The 23,719-nt window shown below is 53.7% G+C and carries 19 protein-coding genes; 6 read left to right on the top strand and 13 right to left on the bottom strand.

Annotated features, from left to right (window positions below):
* The first annotated feature begins 104 nt into the window (after positions 1 to 104).
* Together ACOTXD_RS00295 and ahr are read left to right on the top strand one after the other, a co-directional pair.
* On the top strand, positions 105 to 608 hold the full coding sequence (locus tag ACOTXD_RS00295; RefSeq protein ID WP_003861887.1) for a GNAT family N-acetyltransferase: 504 nt from the start codon (positions 105 to 107) through the stop codon (positions 606 to 608).
* 83 nt (positions 609 to 691) lie between these two features.
* Positions 692 to 1,711, top strand: coding sequence for an NADPH-dependent aldehyde reductase Ahr (gene ahr, locus ACOTXD_RS00290; protein ID WP_003861889.1), 1,020 nt, complete (start codon positions 692 to 694; stop codon positions 1,709 to 1,711).
* 147 nt (positions 1,712 to 1,858) lie between these two features.
* Here the strand turns inward: ahr and ACOTXD_RS00285 are convergent, their stop codons facing one another.
* A complete protein-coding gene (locus ACOTXD_RS00285) occupies positions 1,859 to 3,505 on the bottom strand; it encodes a dihydroxyacetone kinase subunit DhaK (protein WP_022651917.1) in 1,647 nt (548 codons plus the stop codon).
* 137 nt (positions 3,506 to 3,642) lie between these two features.
* Here ACOTXD_RS00285 and ACOTXD_RS00280 point away from each other — a divergent pair, with 137 nt between their 5' ends.
* Positions 3,643 to 5,145 (top strand): helicase HerA-like C-terminal domain-containing protein, encoded by a 1,503-nt coding sequence (locus tag ACOTXD_RS00280; RefSeq protein WP_022651918.1) that lies wholly within the window; start codon positions 3,643 to 3,645, stop codon positions 5,143 to 5,145.
* On the opposite strand, the gene ACOTXD_RS00275 is transcribed toward ACOTXD_RS00280, so the two are convergent.
* Complete coding sequence (locus ACOTXD_RS00275) at positions 5,125 to 6,066, bottom strand: TIGR01212 family radical SAM protein (RefSeq protein WP_057979951.1); 942 nt, start codon at positions 6,064 to 6,066, stop codon at positions 5,125 to 5,127. The genes ACOTXD_RS00280 and ACOTXD_RS00275 overlap by 21 nt on opposite strands.
* Positions 6,067 to 6,753: 687 nt before the next feature.
* Here ACOTXD_RS00275 and gltB point away from each other — a divergent pair.
* A complete protein-coding gene (gene gltB / locus ACOTXD_RS00270; protein WP_003860454.1) occupies positions 6,754 to 11,214 on the top strand; it encodes a glutamate synthase large subunit in 4,461 nt (1,486 codons plus the stop codon).
* Between the two features lie 9 nt (positions 11,215 to 11,223).
* Positions 11,224 to 12,642, top strand: coding sequence for a glutamate synthase subunit GltD (gene gltD, locus ACOTXD_RS00265; protein ID WP_061856724.1), 1,419 nt, complete (start codon positions 11,224 to 11,226; stop codon positions 12,640 to 12,642).
* 56 nt (positions 12,643 to 12,698) lie between these two features.
* On the opposite strand, the gene ACOTXD_RS00260 is transcribed toward gltD, so the two are convergent.
* The 11 genes from ACOTXD_RS00260 to zapE all read right to left on the bottom strand — a co-directional run bounded on the left by ACOTXD_RS00260 (position 12,699) and on the right by zapE (position 22,980).
* Complete coding sequence (locus tag ACOTXD_RS00260; RefSeq protein WP_032627961.1) at positions 12,699 to 13,370, bottom strand: DUF1120 domain-containing protein; 672 nt, start codon at positions 13,368 to 13,370, stop codon at positions 12,699 to 12,701.
* A 198-nt stretch (positions 13,371 to 13,568) separates the two neighbouring features.
* Positions 13,569 to 14,234, bottom strand: coding sequence for a DUF1120 domain-containing protein (locus ACOTXD_RS00255; protein WP_023323796.1), 666 nt, complete (start codon positions 14,232 to 14,234; stop codon positions 13,569 to 13,571).
* A 168-nt stretch (positions 14,235 to 14,402) separates the two neighbouring features.
* Entirely contained in the window at positions 14,403 to 14,969 is a 567-nt protein-coding gene (locus ACOTXD_RS00250; RefSeq protein ID WP_023323797.1) for an outer membrane protein, read from the bottom strand.
* Positions 14,966 to 17,383 (bottom strand): fimbrial biogenesis outer membrane usher protein, encoded by a 2,418-nt coding sequence (locus ACOTXD_RS00245; RefSeq protein ID WP_061856723.1) that lies wholly within the window; start codon positions 17,381 to 17,383, stop codon positions 14,966 to 14,968. The genes ACOTXD_RS00250 and ACOTXD_RS00245 overlap by 4 nt, the downstream gene beginning before the upstream one ends.
* Before the next feature lie 14 nt (positions 17,384 to 17,397).
* Entirely contained in the window at positions 17,398 to 18,102 is a 705-nt protein-coding gene (locus tag ACOTXD_RS00240) for a fimbria/pilus chaperone family protein (RefSeq protein WP_023323799.1), read from the bottom strand.
* Positions 18,103 to 18,230: 128 nt separating this feature from the next.
* Positions 18,231 to 18,908 carry a DUF1120 domain-containing protein gene (locus ACOTXD_RS00235; RefSeq protein WP_023323800.1) on the bottom strand — a complete coding sequence of 226 codons (678 nt, stop codon included), beginning with the start codon at positions 18,906 to 18,908 and terminating at the stop codon, positions 18,231 to 18,233.
* Between the two features lie 369 nt (positions 18,909 to 19,277).
* Entirely contained in the window at positions 19,278 to 19,775 is a 498-nt protein-coding gene (sspB, locus tag ACOTXD_RS00230; RefSeq protein WP_003860440.1) for a ClpXP protease specificity-enhancing factor, read from the bottom strand.
* Positions 19,776 to 19,780: 5 nt separating this feature from the next.
* The gene (gene sspA, locus ACOTXD_RS00225) at positions 19,781 to 20,419 is read right to left on the bottom strand and encodes a stringent starvation protein SspA (RefSeq protein ID WP_003860438.1); all 639 of its coding nucleotides are present in this window, start codon (positions 20,417 to 20,419) and stop codon (positions 19,781 to 19,783) included.
* Between the two features lie 307 nt (positions 20,420 to 20,726).
* Positions 20,727 to 21,119: a 30S ribosomal protein S9 gene (gene rpsI, locus ACOTXD_RS00220; protein ID WP_003860436.1), complete on the bottom strand. Its 393-nt coding sequence runs from the start codon at positions 21,117 to 21,119 to the stop codon at positions 20,727 to 20,729.
* A 15-nt stretch (positions 21,120 to 21,134) separates the two neighbouring features.
* A complete protein-coding gene (gene rplM, locus ACOTXD_RS00215) occupies positions 21,135 to 21,563 on the bottom strand; it encodes a 50S ribosomal protein L13 (protein WP_003860434.1) in 429 nt (142 codons plus the stop codon).
* Positions 21,564 to 21,855: 292 nt separating this feature from the next.
* A complete protein-coding gene (gene zapE / locus ACOTXD_RS00210) occupies positions 21,856 to 22,980 on the bottom strand; it encodes a cell division protein ZapE (RefSeq protein WP_421766353.1) in 1,125 nt (374 codons plus the stop codon).
* Between the two features lie 189 nt (positions 22,981 to 23,169).
* On the opposite strand from zapE, the gene zapG reads away from it, so the two are divergent.
* Positions 23,170 to 23,568, top strand: coding sequence for a Z-ring associated protein ZapG (gene zapG / locus ACOTXD_RS00205; RefSeq protein WP_003860432.1), 399 nt, complete (start codon positions 23,170 to 23,172; stop codon positions 23,566 to 23,568).
* Positions 23,569 to 23,719 lie beyond the last annotated feature (151 nt).

Here is a 23,719-nt window from a genome sequence, read left to right as displayed (position 1 = left end):
TCAGGGCGTAAGGGGTATCCTTCCTGAAAACTCCTCGCTTGCACTCCCCTTTCTGCGGTGCTATTAACAGCAGTTGTGTGTCAATTTTTGTCATGAGTAATGCTATGAGCGTGATTACCCCCGTCGCGACGACAATGCGTCGGATCACTGAGCAGGACAACCCGGCTATCGCCGCCGTTATCCGCACGGTTTCTGCCGAATATGGCCTGACCGCCGACAAAGGCTACACCGTGGCCGACCCCAATCTGGACGAACTTTTTCAGCTGTACAGCCAGCCGGGTCATGCCTACTGGGTCATTGAACAGGACGGCCAGGTCGTGGGCGGCGGCGGCATTGCCCCACTGCTTTGCAGCGAGCCGGATATCTGTGAACTTCAGAAAATGTATTTCCTGCCAACGATACGCGGACAAGGCCTGGCGAAAAAGCTGGCGCTGGTCGCCCTGGAACATGCACGATCACAGGGCTTTAAACGTTGCTACCTCGAAACCACCGCTTTCCTTAAAGAGGCCATTGGCCTGTATGAGCATCTGGGCTTTGAGCATATCGATGCGCCACTGGGCTGCACGGGCCACGTGGACTGCGAAGTCAGGATGCTGAAAAGTCTGTAAGTTTCGTTCCTGCCGTCTTCTGTTAAGCGTCTGTAAACTGAATGCTCTACACTCACAGTTCACACCAAAACAGGGGAAACGCGATGTCGAAGATAAAAAGCTACGCCGCACCGCAGGCGGGTGCAGAACTTGAGCTGTACGAGTACGATGCGGGCGAACTAAAAGCGGAAGACGTCGAAGTACAGGTTGATTACTGCGGGATCTGCCACTCGGATCTCTCGATGATCGACAATGAATGGGGCTTTTCCAGCTATCCGCTGGTTGCCGGGCACGAAGTCATTGGCCGCGTCGTGGCGCTCGGCAGCGCCGCGCAGGACAAAGGGCTGAAAGTGGGCCAGCGCGTGGGTATCGGCTGGACGGCACGCAGCTGCGGTCACTGCGATGCCTGTATCAGCGGCAACCAGATCAACTGCCTTGAGGGCGCAACGCCGACCATCCTTAACAAGGGCGGTTTCGCCGATAAGCTGCGCGCCGACTGGCAATGGGTTATCCCGCTGCCGGACAGCATTGATATTGAATCCGCAGGTCCGCTGCTGTGTGGCGGTATCACCGTATTTAAACCGCTGCTGATGCATCACATCACCGCCACCAGCCGCGTCGGCGTGATCGGTATTGGCGGTCTGGGGCATATTGCCATCAAACTGCTGCATGCGATGGGCTGTGAAGTGACGGCGTTCAGCTCTAACCCGGCGAAAGAGCAGGAAGTGCTGGCGATGGGTGCGGATAAAGTGGTGAACAGCCGCGATCCTCAGGCACTCACCGCCCTGGCAGGCCAGTTTGACCTGATCATCAACACGGTAAACGTCGATCTCGACTGGCAGCCGTACTTTGAAGCGCTGGCCTACGGCGGTAACTTCCACACCGTGGGTGCGGTGATGAAGCCGCTGCCGGTTCCGGCGTTTACCCTGATCGGCGGGGATCGCAGCGTGTCAGGCTCCGCGACCGGTACACCGTACGAGCTGCGCAAGCTGATGAAGTTTGCCGGACGCACAAAAGTGGCACCCACCACCGAGCTGTATCCGATGTCAAAAATCAACGAAGCAATCCAGCACGTGCGCGACGGCAAAGCCCGCTACCGCGTGGTGTTGAAAGCGGATTTTTGATGTGACATTGCCGGGGAATGTGCGGCCTGATGCCCTCACCCCAACCCTCTCCCTCAAGGGAGAGGGGGCCGTCTGTGCAGGCATTATTTTGTGGGGATCCCTCAGCTCACAGGGAGAGGGCGCAAACACTAAAAACGGTAACGGTTGTTACCGTTTTGCATCTACCATGGTCTTAAAAACTTCCGCCACCGCGACTGCCCCCGGATCCATCACCCCGTCCAGATTCTCTTTATTCACATACGACGAGCGTCCCGCGCCGGCTTTCGCCATTTTTGCCGTTGCTTCGGCGCCCTGCTGCGCGGCCTGCGCTGCCGCCTGAATATTGCCTTTCTGTAACGCCTCCAGCGCCGGTTGCAGCGCATCGATCAGCGTACGATCGCCGAGATCCGCGCCGCCATACTGCTTCATCTGCGCAAGTCCGCTCAGCAAGGCTTCAGGTAGCGGCTGTCCATCGTGAAGCTTTTGTCCTGCCGCCGTGAAGAAGATCGACATCAACACCCCACTCGATCCGCCCATCACCGTTGCCAGCCGCTCGCCTACCAGCAGGAGTAATGTCGGCACGTCGTTAAGGGGCAGGTTGTTCTCCTCAAGTCGCTGCGCAATATCCCGCGCCCCTTGCGCAAAAGTGGAGCCCGTGTCGCCATCGCCTACTTTGGCATCCAGCGCGTTAAGGCGGTTTTCCAGCTGAATCAATGTTTTCGTTACCGAGGCGACGGCCTCGCTCACCTCCGTATTGTCCGACGGGGCATATTCCACGCGATCATGAAGGGCGCTATGTGGGACGGTACGCAGGGGCGCGAACGCCACGGGCTTCTGCCAGCCCAGCGTCTCGACCTCGGCGTGAATCGCCTTCTCGAAGAAATCGTTGAGCTTTAGCAGCGTTAACGAAAAGCCTTTCATATCCAGCGCACTCACCAGCGGCGCCGGGCCAATCAGATACGCAATGTTCTCTTTCAGCGCCGAGTGCGCCAGCTCTTTGGTCAGCAGCGCCATCTCCAACGCCGATACGCCACCAAGATTGTTAATCAGCACCGCAAAACGCCCTTCCCCCGCCTGCGCGCGTAACGGCGTCACCAGCGTGTCGATAATGGCTTTGCTGTTTTGCGTATCCACGACGGAAGCTCCCGGCTCGCCGTGAATGCCCAAACCCAGCTCGACATGGCCTTGTTTAATGCGCCCCCCTTCATCATCGCTGCCCGGCAGGTTGCACGTTTGCATCGCCACGCCCAGGCTCCAGAGGTTATCGCAGGCCTGTTGCGCAATATCCCGCACGTCGTTTAGCGATTTCCCCTGCTCTGCCGCATATCCCGCAATTTTATGCACCAGCGCCGTTCCCGCGATACCACGCGGCTGCTTGTTATCCGGCAGGGCGATATCATCCGCCACGATAACCATCTCGACCTTAAGGCCGTAGCGTTTGGCTTTTTCCGCCGCCAGGCCAAAGTTAAGCCGGTCGCCGGTGTAGTTTTTCACAATCAGCAGGCAGCCACGGTCGCCCGTCACCGCCACAATGGCATTGAGGACCGCATCCACGCTTGGGGAGGCGAACAGATCGCCACACACCGCTGCGGTAAGCATGCCTTTGCCGACGAACCCGGCATGTGCCGGTTCATGGCCGGAGCCGCCACCGGAGATCACCGCCACGCGACTTTTATCCCAGTCGCCGCGAGCCACCACGCGGATGGCCGGATCGATATCCAGTTTGACGAGATTACCGTGCGGCGCGGAGAGAAGTATGCCTTCAATGGCATCGTTGACAAGCTGTTTGCGGTCGTTAAAAAAGAATCTGGACATAGTTTCCCAAAATTTTGTTTACCGTATGCAAAAGCATAGTCCGCACTGGATAATGCGCCGCAAAGTGAGGAATTTACGCAGACATTTTGCCGTCAGGTTGCCTATACTCCACCCAGGACTACGAGAGGACGTGCATCATGAGTACACCATTGCTAATCGCCAGGACGCTGGAAAAAGAGCTGTTTTTACTGCCCGCGATGGCGAACCGTCATGGCCTGATCACCGGCGCGACCGGGACGGGAAAAACCGTTACCCTGCAAAAGCTGGCTGAGTCGTTGTCAGAGACTGGCGTGCCGGTTTTTATGGCTGACGTGAAGGGCGATTTAACTGGGGTGGCTCAGGAAGGTGCAGCGTCAGAAAAACTGCTTGAGCGCCTGAAAAATATCGGTATCACGGACTGGACGCCGCACGGTAATCCGGTGGTGGTCTGGGATATCTTCGGCGAAAAAGGGCATCCGGTGCGTGCCACCGTCTCCGACCTCGGCCCGCTGCTGCTGGCTCGTCTGCTTAACCTCAACGACGTGCAGTCCGGCGTGCTGAACATTATCTTCCGTATCGCCGACGATCAGGGGCTACTGCTGCTCGACTTCAAAGATCTGCGCGCCATCACCCAGTACATTGGCGATAACGCCAAATCCTTCCAGAACCAGTACGGCAATATTAGCAGCGCCTCAGTGGGCGCCATTCAGCGCGGGCTCCTGACGCTGGAGCAGCAGGGCGCCGAACACTTCTTCGGCGAGCCAATGCTGGATATCAAAGACTGGATGCGTACCGACAGCAGCGGCAAAGGCATCATCAACATTCTGAGCGCAGAGAAGCTCTACCAGATGCCGAAGCTTTACGCCGCCAGCCTGCTGTGGATGCTCTCTGAACTGTACGAACAACTGCCGGAAGCAGGCGATCTGGAAAAACCCAAACTGGTGTTCTTCTTTGACGAAGCGCACCTGTTGTTTAACGACGCGCCGCAGGTGCTGCTGGATAAAATTGAACAGGTTATCCGCCTGATCCGCTCCAAAGGCGTCGGGGTCTGGTTTGTGTCGCAAAACCCGTCGGATATTCCGGACAACGTACTGGGGCAGTTGGGTAACCGCGTGCAGCACGCCCTGCGCGCCTTTACGCCGAAAGATCAGAAAGCGGTGAAAGCCGCGGCGCAAACCATGCGTGTCAATCCGGCCTTTGATACCGAAACCGCCATTCAGGCGCTGGGCACCGGTGAAGCGCTGATTTCGTTCCTCGATGCAAAAGGCAGCCCGACAGTTGTCGAGCGCGCGATGGTGATTGCGCCCTGCTCGCGCATGGGTCCGGTAACGGACGATGAACGCAACGGCCTGATTAACCACTCCCCGGTGTACGGAAAGTATGAAGACGAGGTGGATCGCGAATCGGCGTTCGAGATGCTGCAAAAAGGGGTGCAGGCGACTGCCGAATCGCAGGATGCGCCTGCCGCAAAAGGGCAATCTGTTGCCGTGGACGACGGCATTCTCGGCGGGCTGAAAGATATTCTGTTCGGCAGCACCGGGCCACGCGGTGGCAAACGCGATGGCGTGGTTCAGACCATGGCAAAAAGCGCGACGCGTCAGATTACCAACCAGATAGTACGCGGCATGCTGGGAAGTCTGCTAGGCGGCCGTCGCCGGTAGCGGGGGAACCCACGGGCGGCCAAGCGCCGACCCCTGTACGCCGTTCTCCTGTAGATAGCGGTTGATTTCCAGCATCCCCGTCCAGCGGTTCTCACACCAGAGCGGTGCCAGAAGCGTTGGACGGCGGGCGCTTGCCGAGATGCGGTGGTAAACAATCTCCGGCGGCGTGTGGCGAATCATTTCCCCCGCCGTCACCGTATAGTCGTCGAGTTCGATACCACATAACCGCCCCGCTTCCCAGGCTTTCGCCATTATGCTGCCCTTCACGATATGCAGCGGATGCAGCTTAATGCCATCCACGCCGGTCTCAACGACTTTTTCCAGCGTTTCCAGCCCGTGCTGCTGCCCTTCTCCCGGCAAGCCGACAATCAGATGCGAGCAGACTTTTAATCCACGCTCGCGGGCGAGACGCGTGGTGCGCTGATAGCAGGCGAAATCATGCCCGCGATTGATACGGTGCAGGGTTTTGTCATGCGCGGTCTGCAAGCCCAGCTCTAGCCAGATCTCGTAGCCCTTCTCTTTGTACTCGCTAAGTAAATCCAGCACGGCGTCCGGCACGCAGTCCGGACGCGTCCCCACGCACAGCCCGACAATGTTCGCTTGAGCAACCGCCTGCTGATACATCGAGCGCAGCACCTGCACCTCCGCCCACGTGCTGGTATAGGCCTGGAAATAGGCCAGATACTGCTTCGCGCGGTTCACCAGACTCGCCTGATGGGCGAGCTGTTCAGCGATAGATTTATGCTGCTGGGCCTCGTCAGCAAACGAGGCCACGTTACAGAAGGTGCAGCCACCACGCCCGATGGTGCCATCGCGGTTCGGGCAGCTAAAGCCGCCGTGCAGCGTCAGTTTATGAACCTTTTGTCCGTAGCGCTGCAAAAGATCCCCACCAAACATATTGACTAATTTCTGTAACTGCATAATCTGATAGACCGTCCCGAAGAAAGGGGACAAGCCTGCCATTTTTAGCCTCTGTCGGCGATGACCTGGATCAATCGCCCTGGACGGCTTTTATCTATTTGAATAAATAATCACGATTACCGACATTTCATTCACCCTGAACGTAATTACTTTTCCTTATGTTCTGATGGTTTTTTTCATTTATAGCGCCAGGACTGAAAAACAGTGATTTTATGCGGCATTGAATGCAACACCAGATTAATATTCTGCTATAAATCTGCATTTCAGCACGCTGCATCGATAATACCGCTTTCGTATAGTGAGTCAGATCACACTCCCCTGCACCTGCCCGGTGCTTTAAGCGGTTGTAAAAATAGTTAAATACACAATAAAAACAACTAGATAAGCACTCTTTAGCACATTTTTGTATAAATAAGATTGCCATTTGACCTGTGTACCAATTCCCGATAAGTTGGAAATCCGCTGGAAGCTTTCTGGATGAGCGGCCTGCTCATCATATTTATGCAGTAATTGAGATTCCCTCTGAAGCAAGTCCTCAAACTTGTTTACCTGCGCAAAAGGATGAAAAAGAGGGCGAATGCGAGGTCCGCGTATGAAACGCTAACCCCGTCGCCATGCTCTTTCTGCGCCTGTGCGCCACGGTAAAGTTCAGTGGGAAGCCCGACGAGCCTGGGGAGGTTCACTGATATGTTGTACGATAAATCCCTTGAGAAGGATAACTGTGGTTTCGGCCTGATCGCCCACATAGAAGGCGAACCTAGCCACAAGGTAGTGCGTACTGCTATTCACGCACTGGCCCGTATGCAGCACCGTGGCGCCATCCTTGCCGATGGTAAAACCGGCGACGGTTGCGGTCTGCTGCTGCAAAAACCGGATCGTTTCTTCCGCATCGTGGCGGAAGAGCGCGGCTGGCGTTTAGCCAAAAACTACGCTGTCGGTATGCTGTTCCTGAATCAGGATCCAGAAAAAGCTGCCGCGTCACGCCGCATCGTTGAAGAAGAACTTCAGCGTGAAACCCTGTCGATTGTCGGCTGGCGCGATGTGCCAACCAACGAAGGGGTGCTCGGTGAAATCGCCCTCTCCTCGCTGCCTCGTATTGAACAGATTTTCGTCAACGCGCCTGCGGGCTGGCGTCCGCGTGATATGGAACGCCGTCTGTTTATCGCACGCCGCCGCATTGAAAAACGTCTCCAGGACGATAAAGAGTTCTACGTCTGTAGCCTCTCTAACCTGGTGAACATCTATAAAGGTCTGTGTATGCCGGCTGACCTGCCGCGCTTCTACCTGGACCTGGCGGACCTGCGTCTGGAATCGGCCATTTGCCTGTTCCACCAGCGCTTCTCCACCAACACCGTTCCACGCTGGCCGCTGGCTCAGCCGTTCCGCTACCTGGCGCACAACGGTGAGATCAACACCATTACCGGCAACCGCCAGTGGGCCCGCGCCCGTACCTATAAGTTCCAGACCCCGCTGATCCCGGACCTGCACGATGCCGCACCGTTCGTCAACGAAACCGGCTCGGACTCCAGCTCCATGGATAATATGCTGGAGCTGCTGCTGGCGGGCGGGATGGATATCGTGCGCGCCATGCGTCTGCTCGTGCCACCGGCCTGGCAGAACAACCCGGATATGGACCCTGAGCTGCGCGCGTTCTTCGACTTTAACTCCATGCACATGGAGCCGTGGGACGGCCCGGCGGGCATCGTGATGTCCGACGGTCGTTTTGCCGCCTGTAACCTGGACCGTAACGGTCTGCGTCCGGCGCGCTACGTTATTACTAAAGACAAGCTCATCACCTGCGCCTCTGAAGTCGGGATCTGGGATTACCAGCCTGACGAAGTGGTCGAAAAAGGCCGCGTCGGTCCGGGCGAGCTGATGGTGATCGACACCCGCGGTGGGCGTATTCTGCATTCCGCCGAAACCGACAACGATCTGAAGAGCCGCCATCCGTACAAAGAGTGGATGGAGAAAAACGTGCGTCGTCTGGTGCCGTTTGAAGATCTGTCGGACGAAGAAGTGGGCAGCCGCGAGCTGGACGATGACACCCTCGCGAGCTTCCAGAAGCAGTTTAACTACAGCGCGGAAGAACTAGACTCGGTTATTCGCGTGCTCGGCGAAAACGGCCAGGAAGCGGTCGGCTCAATGGGTGACGATACCCCGTTTGCCGTGCTTTCCAGCCAGCCACGCATTATTTACGACTATTTCCGTCAGCAGTTTGCGCAGGTCACTAACCCGCCAATAGACCCGCTGCGCGAAGCCCACGTCATGTCGCTGGCCACCAGCATCGGCCGTGAGATGAACGTATTCTGTGAAGCCGAAGGCCAGGCGCACCGTCTGACCTTTAAATCACCGATCCTGTTGTACTCCGATTTCAAACAGCTCACCACCATGACCGAGGAGCACTATCGCGCCGACACGCTCGATATCACCTTCGACGTGACCGAAACGAGCCTCGAAGAGACGGTGAACGCGCTGTGCGACAAAGCCGAGCAGATGGTACGTAACGGCACCGTTCTGCTGGTGCTGTCTGACCGCAACATCGCGAAAAACCGTCTGCCGGTGCCTGCCCCCATGGCGGTGGGGGCTATCCAGACGCGTCTGGTGGACAAGAGCCTACGCTGCGATGCTAACATCATCGTTGAAACCGCGAGCGCGCGCGACCCGCACCACTTTGCGGTGCTGTTAGGCTTTGGCGCCACGGCGATTTATCCGTACCTGGCCTACGAAACGCTGGCACGCCTGGTAGATACCCGCGCGATCGATAAAGACTACCGTGCTGTGATGCTGAACTACCGTAACGGCATCAACAAAGGTCTGTACAAGATCATGTCCAAAATGGGCATCTCGACCATCGCCTCTTACCGCTGCTCGAAGCTATTTGAAGCGGTCGGCCTGCATAACGAGGTCGCCAACCTCTGCTTCCAGGGCGTGGTCAGCCGTATCGGTGGCGCCGGTTTTGCTGACTTCCAGCAGGATCTGGTGAACCTGTCGAAACGCGCCTGGCTGGCACGTAAGCCGCTGGAACAGGGCGGCCTGCTGAAATATGTCCACGGGGGTGAGTATCACGCTTATAACCCGGACGTAGTGCGCACGCTGCAACAGGCGGTGCAGAGCGGCGAGTACAGCGATTATCAGCAGTATGCTGAGCTGGTGAACAACCGTCCCGCGGCGACGCTGCGCGATCTCATTGCCCTCAATCCGGGTGAGGAAGCGGTCAGCATTGACGAGGTTGAACCCGCGTCTGAGCTGTTCAAACGCTTCGATACCGCGGCAATGTCCATCGGCGCGCTGAGCCCGGAAGCCCACGAAGCGCTGGCGGAAGCCATGAACAGCATCGGCGGCAACTCCAACTCCGGCGAAGGCGGTGAAGATCCGGCCCGCTACGGCACCAACAAAGTGTCCCGTATCAAGCAGGTGGCGTCCGGTCGCTTTGGCGTAACGCCTGCGTACCTGGTTAACGCCGACGTGATCCAGATTAAGGTCGCTCAGGGGGCAAAACCGGGTGAAGGCGGTCAACTGCCGGGTGATAAAGTCACCCCGTACATCGCTAAGCTTCGCTACTCGGTGCCAGGCGTGACGCTGATCTCCCCGCCGCCGCACCACGATATTTACTCTATCGAGGATCTGGCGCAGCTGATTTTCGACCTGAAACAGGTCAACCCGAAAGCGATGATCTCCGTGAAGCTGGTTTCCGAACCGGGCGTTGGCACCATTGCCACCGGCGTGGCGAAAGCCTATGCGGATCTGATCACCATCGCCGGTTACGACGGCGGCACCGGCGCAAGCCCGCTCTCCTCCGTGAAATATGCGGGCTGTCCGTGGGAGCTCGGCCTGGTGGAAACCCAGCAGGCGCTGGTCGCTAACGGCCTGCGTCACAAGATCCGTTTGCAGGTGGACGGTGGGCTGAAAACCGGACTCGACATCATCAAAGCGGCGATTCTGGGAGCGGAAAGCTTCGGCTTTGGTACCGGCCCAATGGTTGCGCTCGGCTGTAAATACCTGCGTATTTGCCACCTGAACAACTGTGCAACGGGCGTTGCTACCCAGGACGAAAAGCTGCGTAAGAACCACTATCACGGCCTGCCGTTCAAAGTGACTAACTACTTTGACTTCATCGCCCGTGAAACCCGCGAGCTGATGGCGCAGCTGGGCGTGAAGCGTCTGGTGGATCTGATTGGCCGTACCGACCTGCTGAAAGAGCTTGAGGGCTTCACGGCCAAGCAGCAGAAGCTGGAGCTGTCCAAGCTGCTGGAAACCGCTCAGCCGCATCCTGGCAAAGCGGTTTACTGTACCGAGAACAACCCGCCGTTCGACAACGGCGTGCTGAACGCGCAGCTGCTGCAACAGGCGAAGCCGTACGTGGACGAGAAGCAGAGCAAAACGTTCTGGTTTGATATCCGCAACACCGACCGTTCCGTGGGTGCGTCTCTCTCCGGTTACATCGCGCAAACGCACGGTGATCAGGGTCTGGCGTCGGATCCCATTACCGCGCACTTCAGCGGTACTGCGGGTCAGAGCTTCGGCGTGTGGAACGCGGGTGGCGTTGAGTTATACCTGACCGGTGATGCCAACGACTACGTCGGAAAGGGCATGGCGGGCGGTCTGCTGGCGGTGCGTCCTCCGGTTGGTTCAGCCTTCCGCAGCCATGAAGCAAGCATCATCGGCAATACCTGTCTGTACGGTGCAACCGGCGGTCGTCTGTTTGCCGCGGGCCGTGCGGGCGAGCGTTTTGCGGTGCGTAACTCCGGCGCCATCACCGTGGTGGAAGGCATCGGCGATAACGGCTGTGAATACATGACGGGCGGAATTGTGTGCGTCCTGGGTAAAACCGGCGTGAACTTTGGCGCGGGCATGACGGGCGGTTTTGCCTACGTCCTGGATGAAGACGGTGAGTTCCGCAAACGCGTGAACCCTGAGCTGGTGGAAGTGCTGGACGTTGATACTCTGGCCATCCACGAAGAACACCTGCGCGGCTTAATTACCGAACACGTGCAGCATACCGGTTCTTCGCGCGGCGAAGAGATCCTGGCCAACTGGCCGGCGTTCTCTGCGAAATTCGCGCTGGTTAAGCCGAAGTCCAGCGATGTTAAAGCCCTGTTGGGTCACCGTAGTCGTAGCGCAGCAGAGCTGCGCGTGCAGGCGCAGTAAGGAATTCAGATGAGCCAGAACGTTTACCAGTTTATCGACCTTCAGCGTGTTGATCCGCCAAAGAAACCGCTGAAGATCCGTAAAATTGAATTTGTTGAAATCTACGAGCCGTTTTCAGAAGGCCAGGCCAAAGCACAGGCAGACCGCTGCCTGTCCTGCGGTAACCCTTACTGCGAATGGAAGTGTCCGGTCCATAACTACATCCCGAACTGGCTGAAGCTGGCCAACGAAGGGCGTATTTTTGAAGCCGCCGAGCTGTCTCATCAGACCAACACCCTGCCGGAAGTGTGCGGCCGCGTGTGCCCTCAGGATCGTCTGTGTGAAGGCTCCTGTACGCTGAACGACGAGTTTGGCGCGGTGACCATCGGCAACATCGAACGCTATATCAACGATAAAGCGTTCGAGATGGGCTGGCGTCCGGATATGACCGGTGTGCGTCAAACCGACAAGCGCGTGGCGATTATCGGCGCGGGCCCGGCAGGCCTGGCCTGTGCGGACGTGCTGACCCGTAACGGCGTGAAGGCGGTGGTCTTCGATCGCCACCCAGAGATTGGCGGCCTGCTGACCTTCGGTATCCCGGCCTTCAAGCTGGAGAAAGAGGTCATGACCCGCCGCCGCGAAATCTTCACCGGCATGGGCATTGAATTCAAACTCAACACCGAAGTGGGCCGCGACGTACAGCTCGACGACCTGCTGAAGGATTACGACGCCGTGTTCCTGGGCGTGGGAACCTATCAGTCCATGCGCGGTGGTCTGGAAAACGAAGACGCGCCGGGCGTTTATGACGCGCTGCCGTTCCTGATTGCCAACACCAAGCAGATTATGGGTTACGGCGAAACCGCCGATGAGCCGTTCGTCAGCATGGAAGGCAAACGCGTGGTGGTGCTGGGCGGCGGTGATACCGCGATGGACTGCGTGCGTACCTCCATTCGTCAGAATGCGGCGCATGTCATCTGTGCCTACCGTCGTGACGAAGAGAACATGCCGGGTTCTAAACGCGAAGTGAAAAACGCGCGTGAAGAGGGCGTCGAGTTCCAGTTCAACATTCAGCCTCTGGGTATTGAAGTGAATGCCAACGGTAAAGTGAGCGGCGTGAAGATGGCGCGCACGGAGATGGGTACGCCAGATGCGAAAGGCCGTCGTCGCGCGGAGATCGTGGCCGGTTCTGAACACGTGATCCCGGCTGATGCCGTGGTGATGGCGTTTGGTTTCCGTCCTCACAGCATGGAGTGGCTGGCGAAGCACAGCGTAGAGCTGGACTCTCAGGGCCGCATCATTGCGCCAGAAGGCAGCGACAACGCGTTCCAGACCAGCAACCCGAAAATCTTCGCCGGTGGCGACATCGTTCGTGGCTCTGACCTGGTGGTCACGGCGATTGCCGAAGGCCGTAAAGCGGCTGAGGGGATCATGAACTTCCTCGAAGTGTAAATAATAATGCCCGGCAATGCCGGGCATTATTTTTATATTCTGCCAGTTTCTGAATATTACAGATACTTGATGGTAAACGTTGCCTGACCATCCATGTTGGTATCATCAGTAATAGCCAGCGTATTGGTATCCTGAATCGCAGCAGAAACCGCCATCGGAATGACCAGGTTTTTAAACGCAACTGGCGCGGTGCTGCCAACTGTAGCAACGGATACAATCTGGCTACCGTCATTAACCATCAGTGTGCCGTTATCAGACCAGCTGGTGCCGTTGTCTGCGCTGTAGATCGCCCCAACAGTGGCACCATCAGCAGTAATCGTGTCGTTTTTCACGAAAATGGTGTAGTTACCGATGTTAACGTTTCCTGCGGTCTTATTCAGACCAAACATATTGAGCGGCTGAATAATATCGTTACCGTTACCCGCACCATCTTTAACCATAATGTTTGGCGCAGTACCAGTACGGTCGTCAGAAACGCTAAAGCCCGCTTTGGTCAGCGCAGGGCAGGTAATAGAAAGAGAGAAATCTTTCTGGCCCAGCTGGTTAATAGCAGTGGTGTTCAGGGCTGACAGGTGGATCGTACCGTAATCTACCACGCCACCGCCGCTGATTTCAGGGATGCAACTGCTATTTGTCAGAACGCCTGTGACTTTCAGTACGGCGGTGTCTGCGGCAAAGGCAGAAGATACAAACATGACAAGCATAGAAGCCAATACAACTTTTTTCATTTGTTAATTCTTAACGTTAATGTAAATGTTCTTTCTGCTTTTAATAAAGTGGGCTACTCTCGCTATTAAAAACAGAATTTTCTAAACAAAGAGGGAAGTTACTCCCTCTACATATTCAAACCTAAATAATCCGATGTAAGCGTAAATGCTAATATAGCCTTACACAACGACAGAGCGGGATATTAATACCCAAATAACTTAAAGGTATTTCAGGGTAATTGTTGCCTGACCATCTAAAGATGTATCGTCAGTAATCGCCAGCGTATCGGTCCCCTGAATAGCCAGAGAGGTAACCAGTGGGAAAACCGCAGTGGTAAATGCAACAGGGGTCGTTGTGCCTGTGGTTGCGGCACTGATAATGGAGATACCGTCGCTGCGAACCGCACCGCCTGATTCCCATTTAGAGCCATTCCAGTCGACGTTTGAAAAAATTTCGTCGCCCTCTTGCCCATCAATGGTGACTTTCTTATTTTTGATGAAAAGCATATAGTTACCAATATTCACACCACCTGTGGTTTTACCTACGCCATACTGATAGTAAGAAATGTTTTGCATTGTGCCGTTGAAATCGACATTAATACCAGCCTTACTTGACTCGCGATCGTCATTCACAACCCAACCAACCTGAGTAGGCGCACCGCATGTAATCGTCAGGTTAATATCTTTGTCACCTAACTGGTTAACAGCTGTTGCAGAGAGCTCACCCAAATGGATAGTGCCATAATCTACGACACCGCCGTTACTTAACTGAGGAGTACAAGCGGCATTTGTCAGCTTACCTTTTACCTGCAATACTGCGGTATCAGCAGCAAATGCGGAAGCGACACAAAGAGACAACGCGGTAGCGAGAAGAACTTTTTTCATTTGTTAATCCTTAACATTATTGATTCACGGAAACCCAACCCAATCTTTTATTCATGTAAAGAATGGGTTGTATATTCCGCACTTACTAATTGAATGGCGTACCATTCGTGATAAAACAATCCTGCAACGCTTAAAGATAACGTTATTACGATATCATCACCACATTGCCTATGGATTATTTTGCAATATTTTCCAGCTTAAATCGCTTTCCAGCGTTGTTTGATCGGCATTATTACTGAATGCACTTTCATTAAGCACAGGGAATATCGTAGCTGTAAATGTCATCTGCTGGCCCGTAACGGCCTGGTTATTTTCAACCGCGACGACGGCTTCATTATTTCTTAAATAGAATGGCGAAGGCGACCCGCTTTCCGGCGTAAAGTTAAGCTGATCAACCGTTTTACCCACGGTATAGCTTTTGCCATCAACATTCATATCATCAATTTTAACTGCGACACCGCCATTCTGACCAAAACGGAAGCGACCTTTCTCTCCAGCATTACCCTGTAAAAGCACTGCCAGCTTCTGTTTGTCTGGACAAAACACATTCACGGTAACTTCCCGTTCCGGCAATTTATGCCAGCTTTGCTGAGACGTAACAATATCGTCACGCTTGAGCTGTTTATAATCTACAATGGGCTGAGAAAGCGTGATCTGACAATCTTCGGCAAGCGTCAAACCGGGTAAACAAAACGCCAGAAACGTCGCTACTTTGATTACGCGCTGAGTCTTCATTGGCATACTCCGTTTACTTCCTCATAGAACGCTTCGTCATCTTTTTTATCACTTAAGGTATAGTGAATCTGACAAAGCCGATTGTTATTGTCATCCATGGCATACAGCCCTTTCAGCTGATCGGCATCATTGATAAACACATGGCCGTCATCCACGCTGGTGACGATATAATTGCCCTTCTCATCAACAATGGATAACCCCTTCGCCAGTGGTGTACCATCCGCTCTCTTCACCCGCAGCATCACGCGACGGCTATTCAGAATTTTAAAGCTGACTTCACTGACGGAAGCATGCCCTGCCGCAACGTATTTAATGCCGTTCGCCAGCGTCATGCTTGGCGGAAGTTTATTGGCATCAATTTCAATACGGGAGTTACGCCACTCATTCAGCCCCGGTACCACAGCCTGTCCCCAATGGTCGGTCCAGATGGTGCCCTGCGGCGTTGAAATCTCTACGCCACTCTTCGGCTCGTTCAGCTTAGCGATGGCGAACGTATCTTTAATAGCGTACGGCGAGAAGGTCACGCCATCTTTATGCATTGCAATACCGCCCGTCAGCGTTGCGCTATAGTTGCGCTGGTTACTACCGCTGCTGCCCCCACCAACGCTCAACTGGGTATAGTGCAGGTTAGTGTTGATATTGCCGTTAAAGCTATTCTCATTGTCATCGTTATCACGATCCGCAGAGATATAATAATTGGTGTTATCGCCAATGGCGCCGCTGTTCGCGACACCATAGGTGGTTCTGTCACCCTGCTTGCGCATATAGCTGCTCAGGCTTTGCGAGCCGCCGAGTGGAATGCTCAGGTTGACGTAGAGCATATCGTCATCCTGCTCGTCATCAGTATTTCCGACGGCGCTCTGCCAGTTCACGGTGATGCTGGCATATTTAAAGGTTTTACCCCACGACAGCAGCAGGTAGCGGCTGTCCTCGTAGTTTGCGCTCTGGTTGTAGTTAAACCCTGCGCTAAACGTACCCGCAATTCCTGTCGCAAAACTTACGTTGCCGCTGTAAGTATTATCATTAGGCTGAAATTCATCATCCAGCGCATCGGCAAGCTCGCGGTAACCGCTGCTAAAATGCGTTGCGCTGGCGGAAAGGCTCACGTGTTCACCCAGCGTTAAATCGCTTTGCAGCTCGGTTTTGAGCCCGCTATTACTGTCGCCAAACTGCTCTTTACTTGCCGCAGCGGTAGTCGTGATGCCCCATATATCAGAGAGCATAAACTCCGCGCTGCCGCCCGCAGCCTGATACTTTTCTGCCACTGCGCCGGATGCCAGTACGTTCATCCATGGTGTGATACGCCAGCCGTCAGAGACGTTCGCGACCAGCGGATCGCTATAATCGCTGTCAATACTCCGTACCTGGCCCACAGACATGGTCAATCCCTGCGGACGCCCCAGCTTGCGGGTTCTGACTGCGGAAGCAGGCACAATGAAGTGGCTTGAAGAGCCATCTGATTCCACGACAGTCACGTCGAGATCGACGTTATTTCTGACAACTGGCACATCGTCCAGGGTAAACGGACCCGCCGGCACTAACGTACTGTAGACGAGACGACCACTCTGGCGCACCTCAACGCGCGCCTGCGAGGAACGGCCGATACCCGATACGCTTACGCCAGTCCCGTCCCTTTCCAGGCCGTTGGTGGGCATGAGCTGCACCCCCGTAATCGGCACGCCGCTTAATACACCGGACATGGCGTTAATTTCACCCACCTGCATGGTCAGGCGCTGGGGAACAAATACATGCTCCGCGTAGGTGTAAATGCTTTCCGCATTTTTATCGCCATCATCATCCGTCAGGATATAACGGCTGCGCACAGACCAGTCCATCGTATTAAAGCCAGCCTCCAGGCTAGCCTGCGAATAGCGGCTGTTATCGCTGTCGCCATATTCGTTACGGGTACTGAATAATGAGTAGTTCAGTAACCCCGCCGTGCCACCTTGCTGAAAGTGTTTAATATTGGAGGTTAAACTGTTAATTGCCTCCTGGGGTAAATAAAGCTCTACCGCGTCCTGGTTTGGTAATGCGTTGACAACCGCCTGCGCATAATCGCTGCGGATATCATGGCACGCTTCGCCAGCCTTGAGCGGGACAGGCATAATCCCGGCAAAATCCAGAAAATCTTTATCAATACAGAGCTCGCCGTCTTCATTAAAACGTGCAGCGGCCGTACCGCGATCTTTCCCATTCACTTTAACCTGTACAGAGTGTGTGCCGGGTAAGAATCGTGGCGCTTGTGCAAAGTAATGGTTTAAATCGGGGCTTAATCCACGTGACTGAATAATGCCCGTATCAAACGTCACTTCCCTCGCATACAAAGAGGGTGACGCGAGGACTACCAGAGGTAATGTGCCGCAAAGAATAGCGCGGACACAAAGTGCAAGGCGGCTTTTTTTACACACCGTCATATCCCTATTGAGTGTTATTTATTTAATTCTGAAACAAAGCTCGGTACTTCCACACCGTAGCGACTGGCCGGGAAAAATTTCACTTTATTATCGCCGCTCACCGTTTTCTTCAGCGTTGCGGTCATACTTTGGCCTGGTAAAATATACGTTTTAGGCAGCGTGCCTGCGGTGCCAGATGGCTGAGTCATAACGTTTTGTGCCAGACGCACAACGTATTTGCTGGGGTTTTTCACCGTAAGCGTTGTACCCGTTGCGTTCCATTCCAGGTACTTCCATGCATCGGTAACAACCGCCAGTTTCGCCGGACGGATAAGCACAGGCAAATCCTGACGAAGATTAAATCCGATCTTAATGTTCTTGTTATCGCTTTTCGGCGGAATACCCTCGAACGTCACACGTTTATAGTGCTCAGCCTCCAGCGGTTCTTTATTTTGTAAAATAAAACGAAGCTGCTGGGTCTGGCCAGGCTCCAGACGTACCACTGGTTGGGTGGAAATCAGTTTTAAACCCTGATCGTCCGGTAAATCAAGGACATTGGTATATAACAGAGCCGGAAAGCTGTCCGTATTTTTAACGTTGATCGTACCGCTGTGCGTTGCCTCATCAATTACCAGTAAACTGGTTTCAGGAACCATTCCTGCTGCATACGTCGAGAATTGAGCTGAAAACAGAGCGGCAGCAATAACGGACTTCAGTAAGGTTTTCTTTAAACAAGACATAATTATCACTCCTTTAATCCACAACACAACATTCCATGTTCACGTGTAGTTAGAAAGGAATAAACAAGATATGTTTATTCCCTTTTTAATTAATATACCGATTTTAAAATATTATAACTTTTAAAATATTATAAATATTTCAGGCTGATAGTCAGCTGACCATCAAGTGTGGTATCGTCGGTAATGGCCAGCGTGGTAGTATCCTGAATAGCCAGTGATGTCACCAGCGGGAATGTTGCACTCAGGAATGCCAATGGAACTTTTTCGCCAGATTTTGCAACAGTAAACTCACGGATGTTTTGAGCCTGACTAGAACCATTCGTGCTCGTGGTCCACTTGGAGGTATCCCCATTCTGAGTGTAAATAGGATCAACTGTCGCCCCGTCAGCGGTTACGCTATCAACCTTAACAAACATTGCATAGCTGCCGATGTTCACGCCGCCCGTTGTTTTACCTACACCGTAGGTCTGACTAGAATTGGATAGGCTTGCACCGGTAAACATTGCGTTATTAACGGTTAAACCCGCATTCGTCTCTGCACGATCGTCAACCATAGTCCATGAAACTTTCGTCGCAGCAGAACAAGTGATGGTTAGATCGATATTATTCTGACCTAACTGGTTTACTGCGCTGGCAGACAATGAACCAAGGTGAATAGTACCGTAATCTACTACGCCACCTTTACTTAATTCTGGAGTACAGGCAGCATTTGTCAGCTTACCTTTTACCTGCAATACTGCGGTATCAGCAGCAAATGCGGAAGCGACGCAAAGAGACAGTGCGGTGGCAATAAGAACTTTTTTCATTCGTTAATCCTTAACATATGATAATTAAAAATAGGTTTCCATCAGGTACAAAACTATTTTGCAATATGAGCTGTCACTGGGGAACTTTATAATATTATTTTTATAAATATATGCAATTTAGCAAATTTAATTTATACTTTTAGTTTCTCTGATATAATAATCATGAATTATTAAATCGGGTATTACGCAAGGCTACCCGCTTAAATTATTCATTGCGTTTATTATTGTAACCATTCTTCTCGAGATAAAAAAAAACGAAAAATGCAGTCCCATATTCTTATTTTTCGATCAATTTAAAAAATATATAATTTTCTCCAAAAAAAACGGCCAGGCATAAACCTGACCGTTAAGATTAAAATTAAGTTAGCGTTATTTTACAACGCGTAATGCCGGACGTCCTCCGCGCGGCGGCGGATCGTCATCAGGATCGTTATCATCTTCGCGATCGGGCTTATCACCATCAATCACAGACATCACCGTTTCGCTCTCGGTCCCAACGCCGCCCTCTTCATCGTTCAGGCTGGCAACCTCTTCATCATAAGCCGCTTCCGGCTCAAACATGGTGCCCGCACCGTTTTCACGGGCGTAGATAGCCAGCACAGCTGCCAGCGGCACGGAAACCTGACGCGGCACGCCGCCGAAGCGCGCATTAAAGCGCACTTCGTCGTTCGCCAGCTCCAGGTTACCCACTGCGCGTGGCGCAATATTCAGTACAATCTGTCCGTCGCGCGCGTATTCCATTGGAACCAGCACGCCCGGCAACGTCACATCCACAACCAGGTGCGGCGTGAGCTGGTTATCCAGCAGCCATTCATAGAAGGCGCGCAGCAGATACGGACGGCGTGGTGAAAGTTGTGACATTTCCACAGTCATTAGCCTCGGCCGAGACGCATTTCACGTTCCGGTTCAGTTAAGGATGCCAGGAAAGAGTCGCGTTCAAAGACGCGAGTCATGTAGCCTTTCAGCTCTTTCGCGCCAGGACCGCTGAACTCTACGCCCAGGGTTGGCAGACGCCACAGCAGCGGAGCCAGGTAGCAATCTACCAGGCTGAACTCGTCGCTCAGGAAGAAAGGCTTTTGACCAAATACCGGCGCAATCGCCAGCAGCTCTTCACGCAGCTGTTTACGTGCAGCATCCGCTTCAGAAGAGGAACCGTTGACAATAACGTTCATCAGCGAGTACCAGTCTTTCTCGATACGCTGCATGTACAGGCGGCTTTCACCACGCGCAACAGGATAAACAGGCATCAGCGGCGGATGCGGGAAACGCTCATCCAGGTATTCCATAATGATACGGGATTCCCACAGGGTCAGCTCGCGATCCACCAGCGTCGGTACGCTTTGGCTCGGGTTGAGATCGATCAGATCCTGAGGCGGGTTATCCTTTTCCACATGCTCGATCTCAAAACTGACACCCTTCTCGGCCAGCACGATACGAACCTGATGGCTATAAATGTCAGTAGGACCAGAAAACAGCGTCATTACCGAACGTTTGTTGGCAGCGACAGCCATGAAAACCTCCAGGTATATTCAGAATTTTTACTGCTACCAGCCCAACGGGGCCAGCCAGATGATGTATCGCCCATCCCAGAGAAGACACATTGTTCAAGAATCGAACAAAAATCGAGTATTCACCGATATTTGGGCAGAAAATTGGATGATAGTTTACCAGATTTTGATGGCTTTGTGGTGAGGGGATTCCGGAAATGTGGAAAAAGAGAAGATATATGAAATGTTACTGTGGATAACCTGCGTATTATCCATAAAAAAACCCGCCGAAGCGGGTTTTTCGCCAATCGTTCTGCGTAAGCAGAATGGATTAACGTTTGGAGAACTGTGGACGACGACGTGCTTTACGCAGACCCACTTTCTTACGTTCAACCTGACGCGCGTCACGAGTAACGAAGCCAGCTTTACGCAGTTCAGAACGCAGGGATTCGTCGTACTCCATCAGAGCGCGGGTGATACCGTGACGGATCGCACCTGCCTGACCGGAGATACCACCACCTTTAACGGTGATGTACAGATCCAGTTTTTCTACCATATCAACCAGTTCCAGCGGCTGGCGAACTACCATGCGGGCAGTTTCGCGACCGAAGTACTGTTCCAGAGAACGCTGGTTGATTACGATTTTACCACTGCCCGGTTTGATGAAAACGCGAGCTGCGGAACTTTTGCGGCGACCAGTGCCGTAGTATTGATTTTCAGCCATTGCCTATAATCCCGATTAGATGTCAAGAACTTGCGGTTGCTGTGCCGCGTGGTTGTGCTCGTTGCCTGCGTAAACTTTCAGTTTACGGAACATAGCACGACCCAGCGGGCCTTTTGGCAGCATGCCTTTAACCGCGATTTCAATCACACGCTCAGGACGGCGAGCAATCATCTCTTCAAAGGTCGCTTCTTTGATACCACCGATGTGGCCGGTGTGGTGGTAGTACATTTTGTCAGTACGCTTGTTGCCGGTAACAGCAACTTTGTCAGCGTTCAGAACGATGATGTAATCACCGGTATCAACGTGCGGAGTGTATTCCGCTTTATGCTTACCGCGCAGGCGACGAGCCAGTTCAGTAGCCAGACGGCCCAGAGTTTTACCGGTCGCGTCAACAACATACCAGTCGCGCTGTACGGTTTCTGGTTTAGCTGTAAAAGTTTTCATTAAAAGCTTACCCAAATAATAAGTTACACGTTGGTGAACACCCAAACGTTTAGTCAGTTGAGGTTCACACGACAAAGTCCGGCAAACCTACCCCTTCGAATAGCACATGCCGACACATAGAAAGTTTCGGGAAAAAAACCTTCTCGTAACGTGGGGTCGCAAGATTATAGAGAAGTTGAGGTCAAAGATCGACCCTTAAATGTGATTTGGAATGGGTTTTTCGGGGTTGCGTACTGTGCGGTCTGGTGCCCTCACCCCCAGCCCCTCTCCCACGGGGAGAGGGGAGCATTTGTTACGGCATATGCTCACGCTTGAGGTACTCTTCGCTCTGCATCTCTTGCAGGCGCGACAGGCAGCGCTGGAACTCAAACTTCAGGCGCTCGCCCTGATAGATCTCATATAAAGGCACCTCGGCGCTGACCACCAGCTTAACGTGGCGCTCGTAAAACTCATCTACCAGCGCGATGAAGCGGCGCGCTTCGCTCTCCATGAGTGGGGTCATAACGGGTACATCCCACAACATAACGGTATGGAACAGACGTGAAAGCGCAATGTAGTCATGCTGGCTGCGGGCGTCCACGCAGAGCGTTGCAAACGAGACGGCCAGCGTCTGGTTCTCTACGCCAAGCGTCGACAACGGGCGATGATTAATCTCCAGCGCTGGCGCCTTATCCCGCGGCGCCCCTGCCAGCGCCAGCCACAGTTTATCCATCTCGCTGGCTGTGTCGGCGTTCAGCGGTGAAAGCCACAGGTGCGCCTGCGTTAATGTGCGCAGACGATAATCGACGCCGGCATCGACATTCATGATGTCGCAGTGCTGTTTAATGGCATCTATGGCTGGCAGGAAACGCGCCCGCTGAAGACCATTGCGATAAAGCTCATCCGGCGGGATATTTGAGGTCGCCACCAGGGTGATCCCACGCGCAAACAGCGCTTTCATGAGGCCCCCCAGCAGCATGGCATCCGTAATATCGGAAACAAAGAACTCGTCGAAGCAGAGCACGTCCGTTTCCGCCTTGAAGCGATCGGCCACAATCTCCAGCGGGTCGGTTTCGCCCTGGAGCGCCGTCAGCTCTTCATGGACCCGCAGCATAAAACGGTGAAAGTGCAGACGCTGCTTACGCGTGCCGGGCAGGCTCTTGTAGAACATGTCCATCAGCCAGGTCTTACCCCGCCCAACGCCACCCCACATATATAATCCACGAACCGGTGCGTTTACCGTGGGCTCTTTTTTGCCCAGTAAACGGCCGAATGCCGCCTTCAGCCCACTGCTCTGCACCGCATCGGCGGGTTTCGCCAGAATTTCCTGATAAATCGTGTCCAGGCGGTTAACCGCTTCACGCTGGACATCATCCGGCTGGTGTGTGCCCTCGCTCAGGGCCAGTTGGTAACGCGATGAAGGGGACAGGTTTTGCATGATGTTGTTGTTATTCCTTTAGTTAAACCTCACCAGCGCGCGTGGCTGATGAAAAAAAGGCCGTTCTACACTACGCGATGATACGTCAGGATTCCACTTCTGCGGAAATAGCGGTTATAGTGGCATAATCAGGCACAGGCAGGAGCCGAGCCAACACCCTACGGAACAACAAGACAACGGGAGAAGTTCATGACCTGGGAATATGCGCTAATCGGTTTAGTCGTCGGCATCATCATTGGTGCTGTGGCCATGCGTTTCGGTAACCGCAAATTGCGTCAGCAGCAGTCACTGCAATACGAACTGGAAAAGAACAAAGCCGAACTGGAAGAATATCGCGAAGAGCTGGTCAGCCACTTTGCCCGTAGCGCTGAGCTGCTGGACAACATGGCGACAGATTATCGCCAGCTCTACCAGCACATGGCGAAAAGCTCCAGCAGCCTGCTGCCGGAAATGACCGCGGAGACCAACCCCTTCCGCAATCGTCTGGCGGACTCTGAAGCCGGTAACGATCAGGCACCGGTTCAGATGCCACGCGACTATTCAGACGGCGCGTCCGGCCTGCTGCGCGGTGGCGTAAAACGCGATTAATCGCACAACCTGAATAAATTTTACGGGCGCACCTTATGCGCCCGTCCTTTCTTCCCGTCCCCAGCTATTATTTAGTCAAACACCTCATTGTTCAGCGGTTGAAAATTCAATAACATCAAGATGTTTTTGGGGCCGTTCTTTTTCATTCCAG

The sequence above is a fragment of the Enterobacter cloacae complex sp. CDL013 genome, assembly GCF_049238805.1.
GTDB lineage: Bacteria > Pseudomonadota > Gammaproteobacteria > Enterobacterales > Enterobacteriaceae > Enterobacter > Enterobacter hormaechei_C.
Note: the sequence above shows the minus strand (reverse complement) of the source record. Positions and strands in the feature narration are given on the sequence as shown.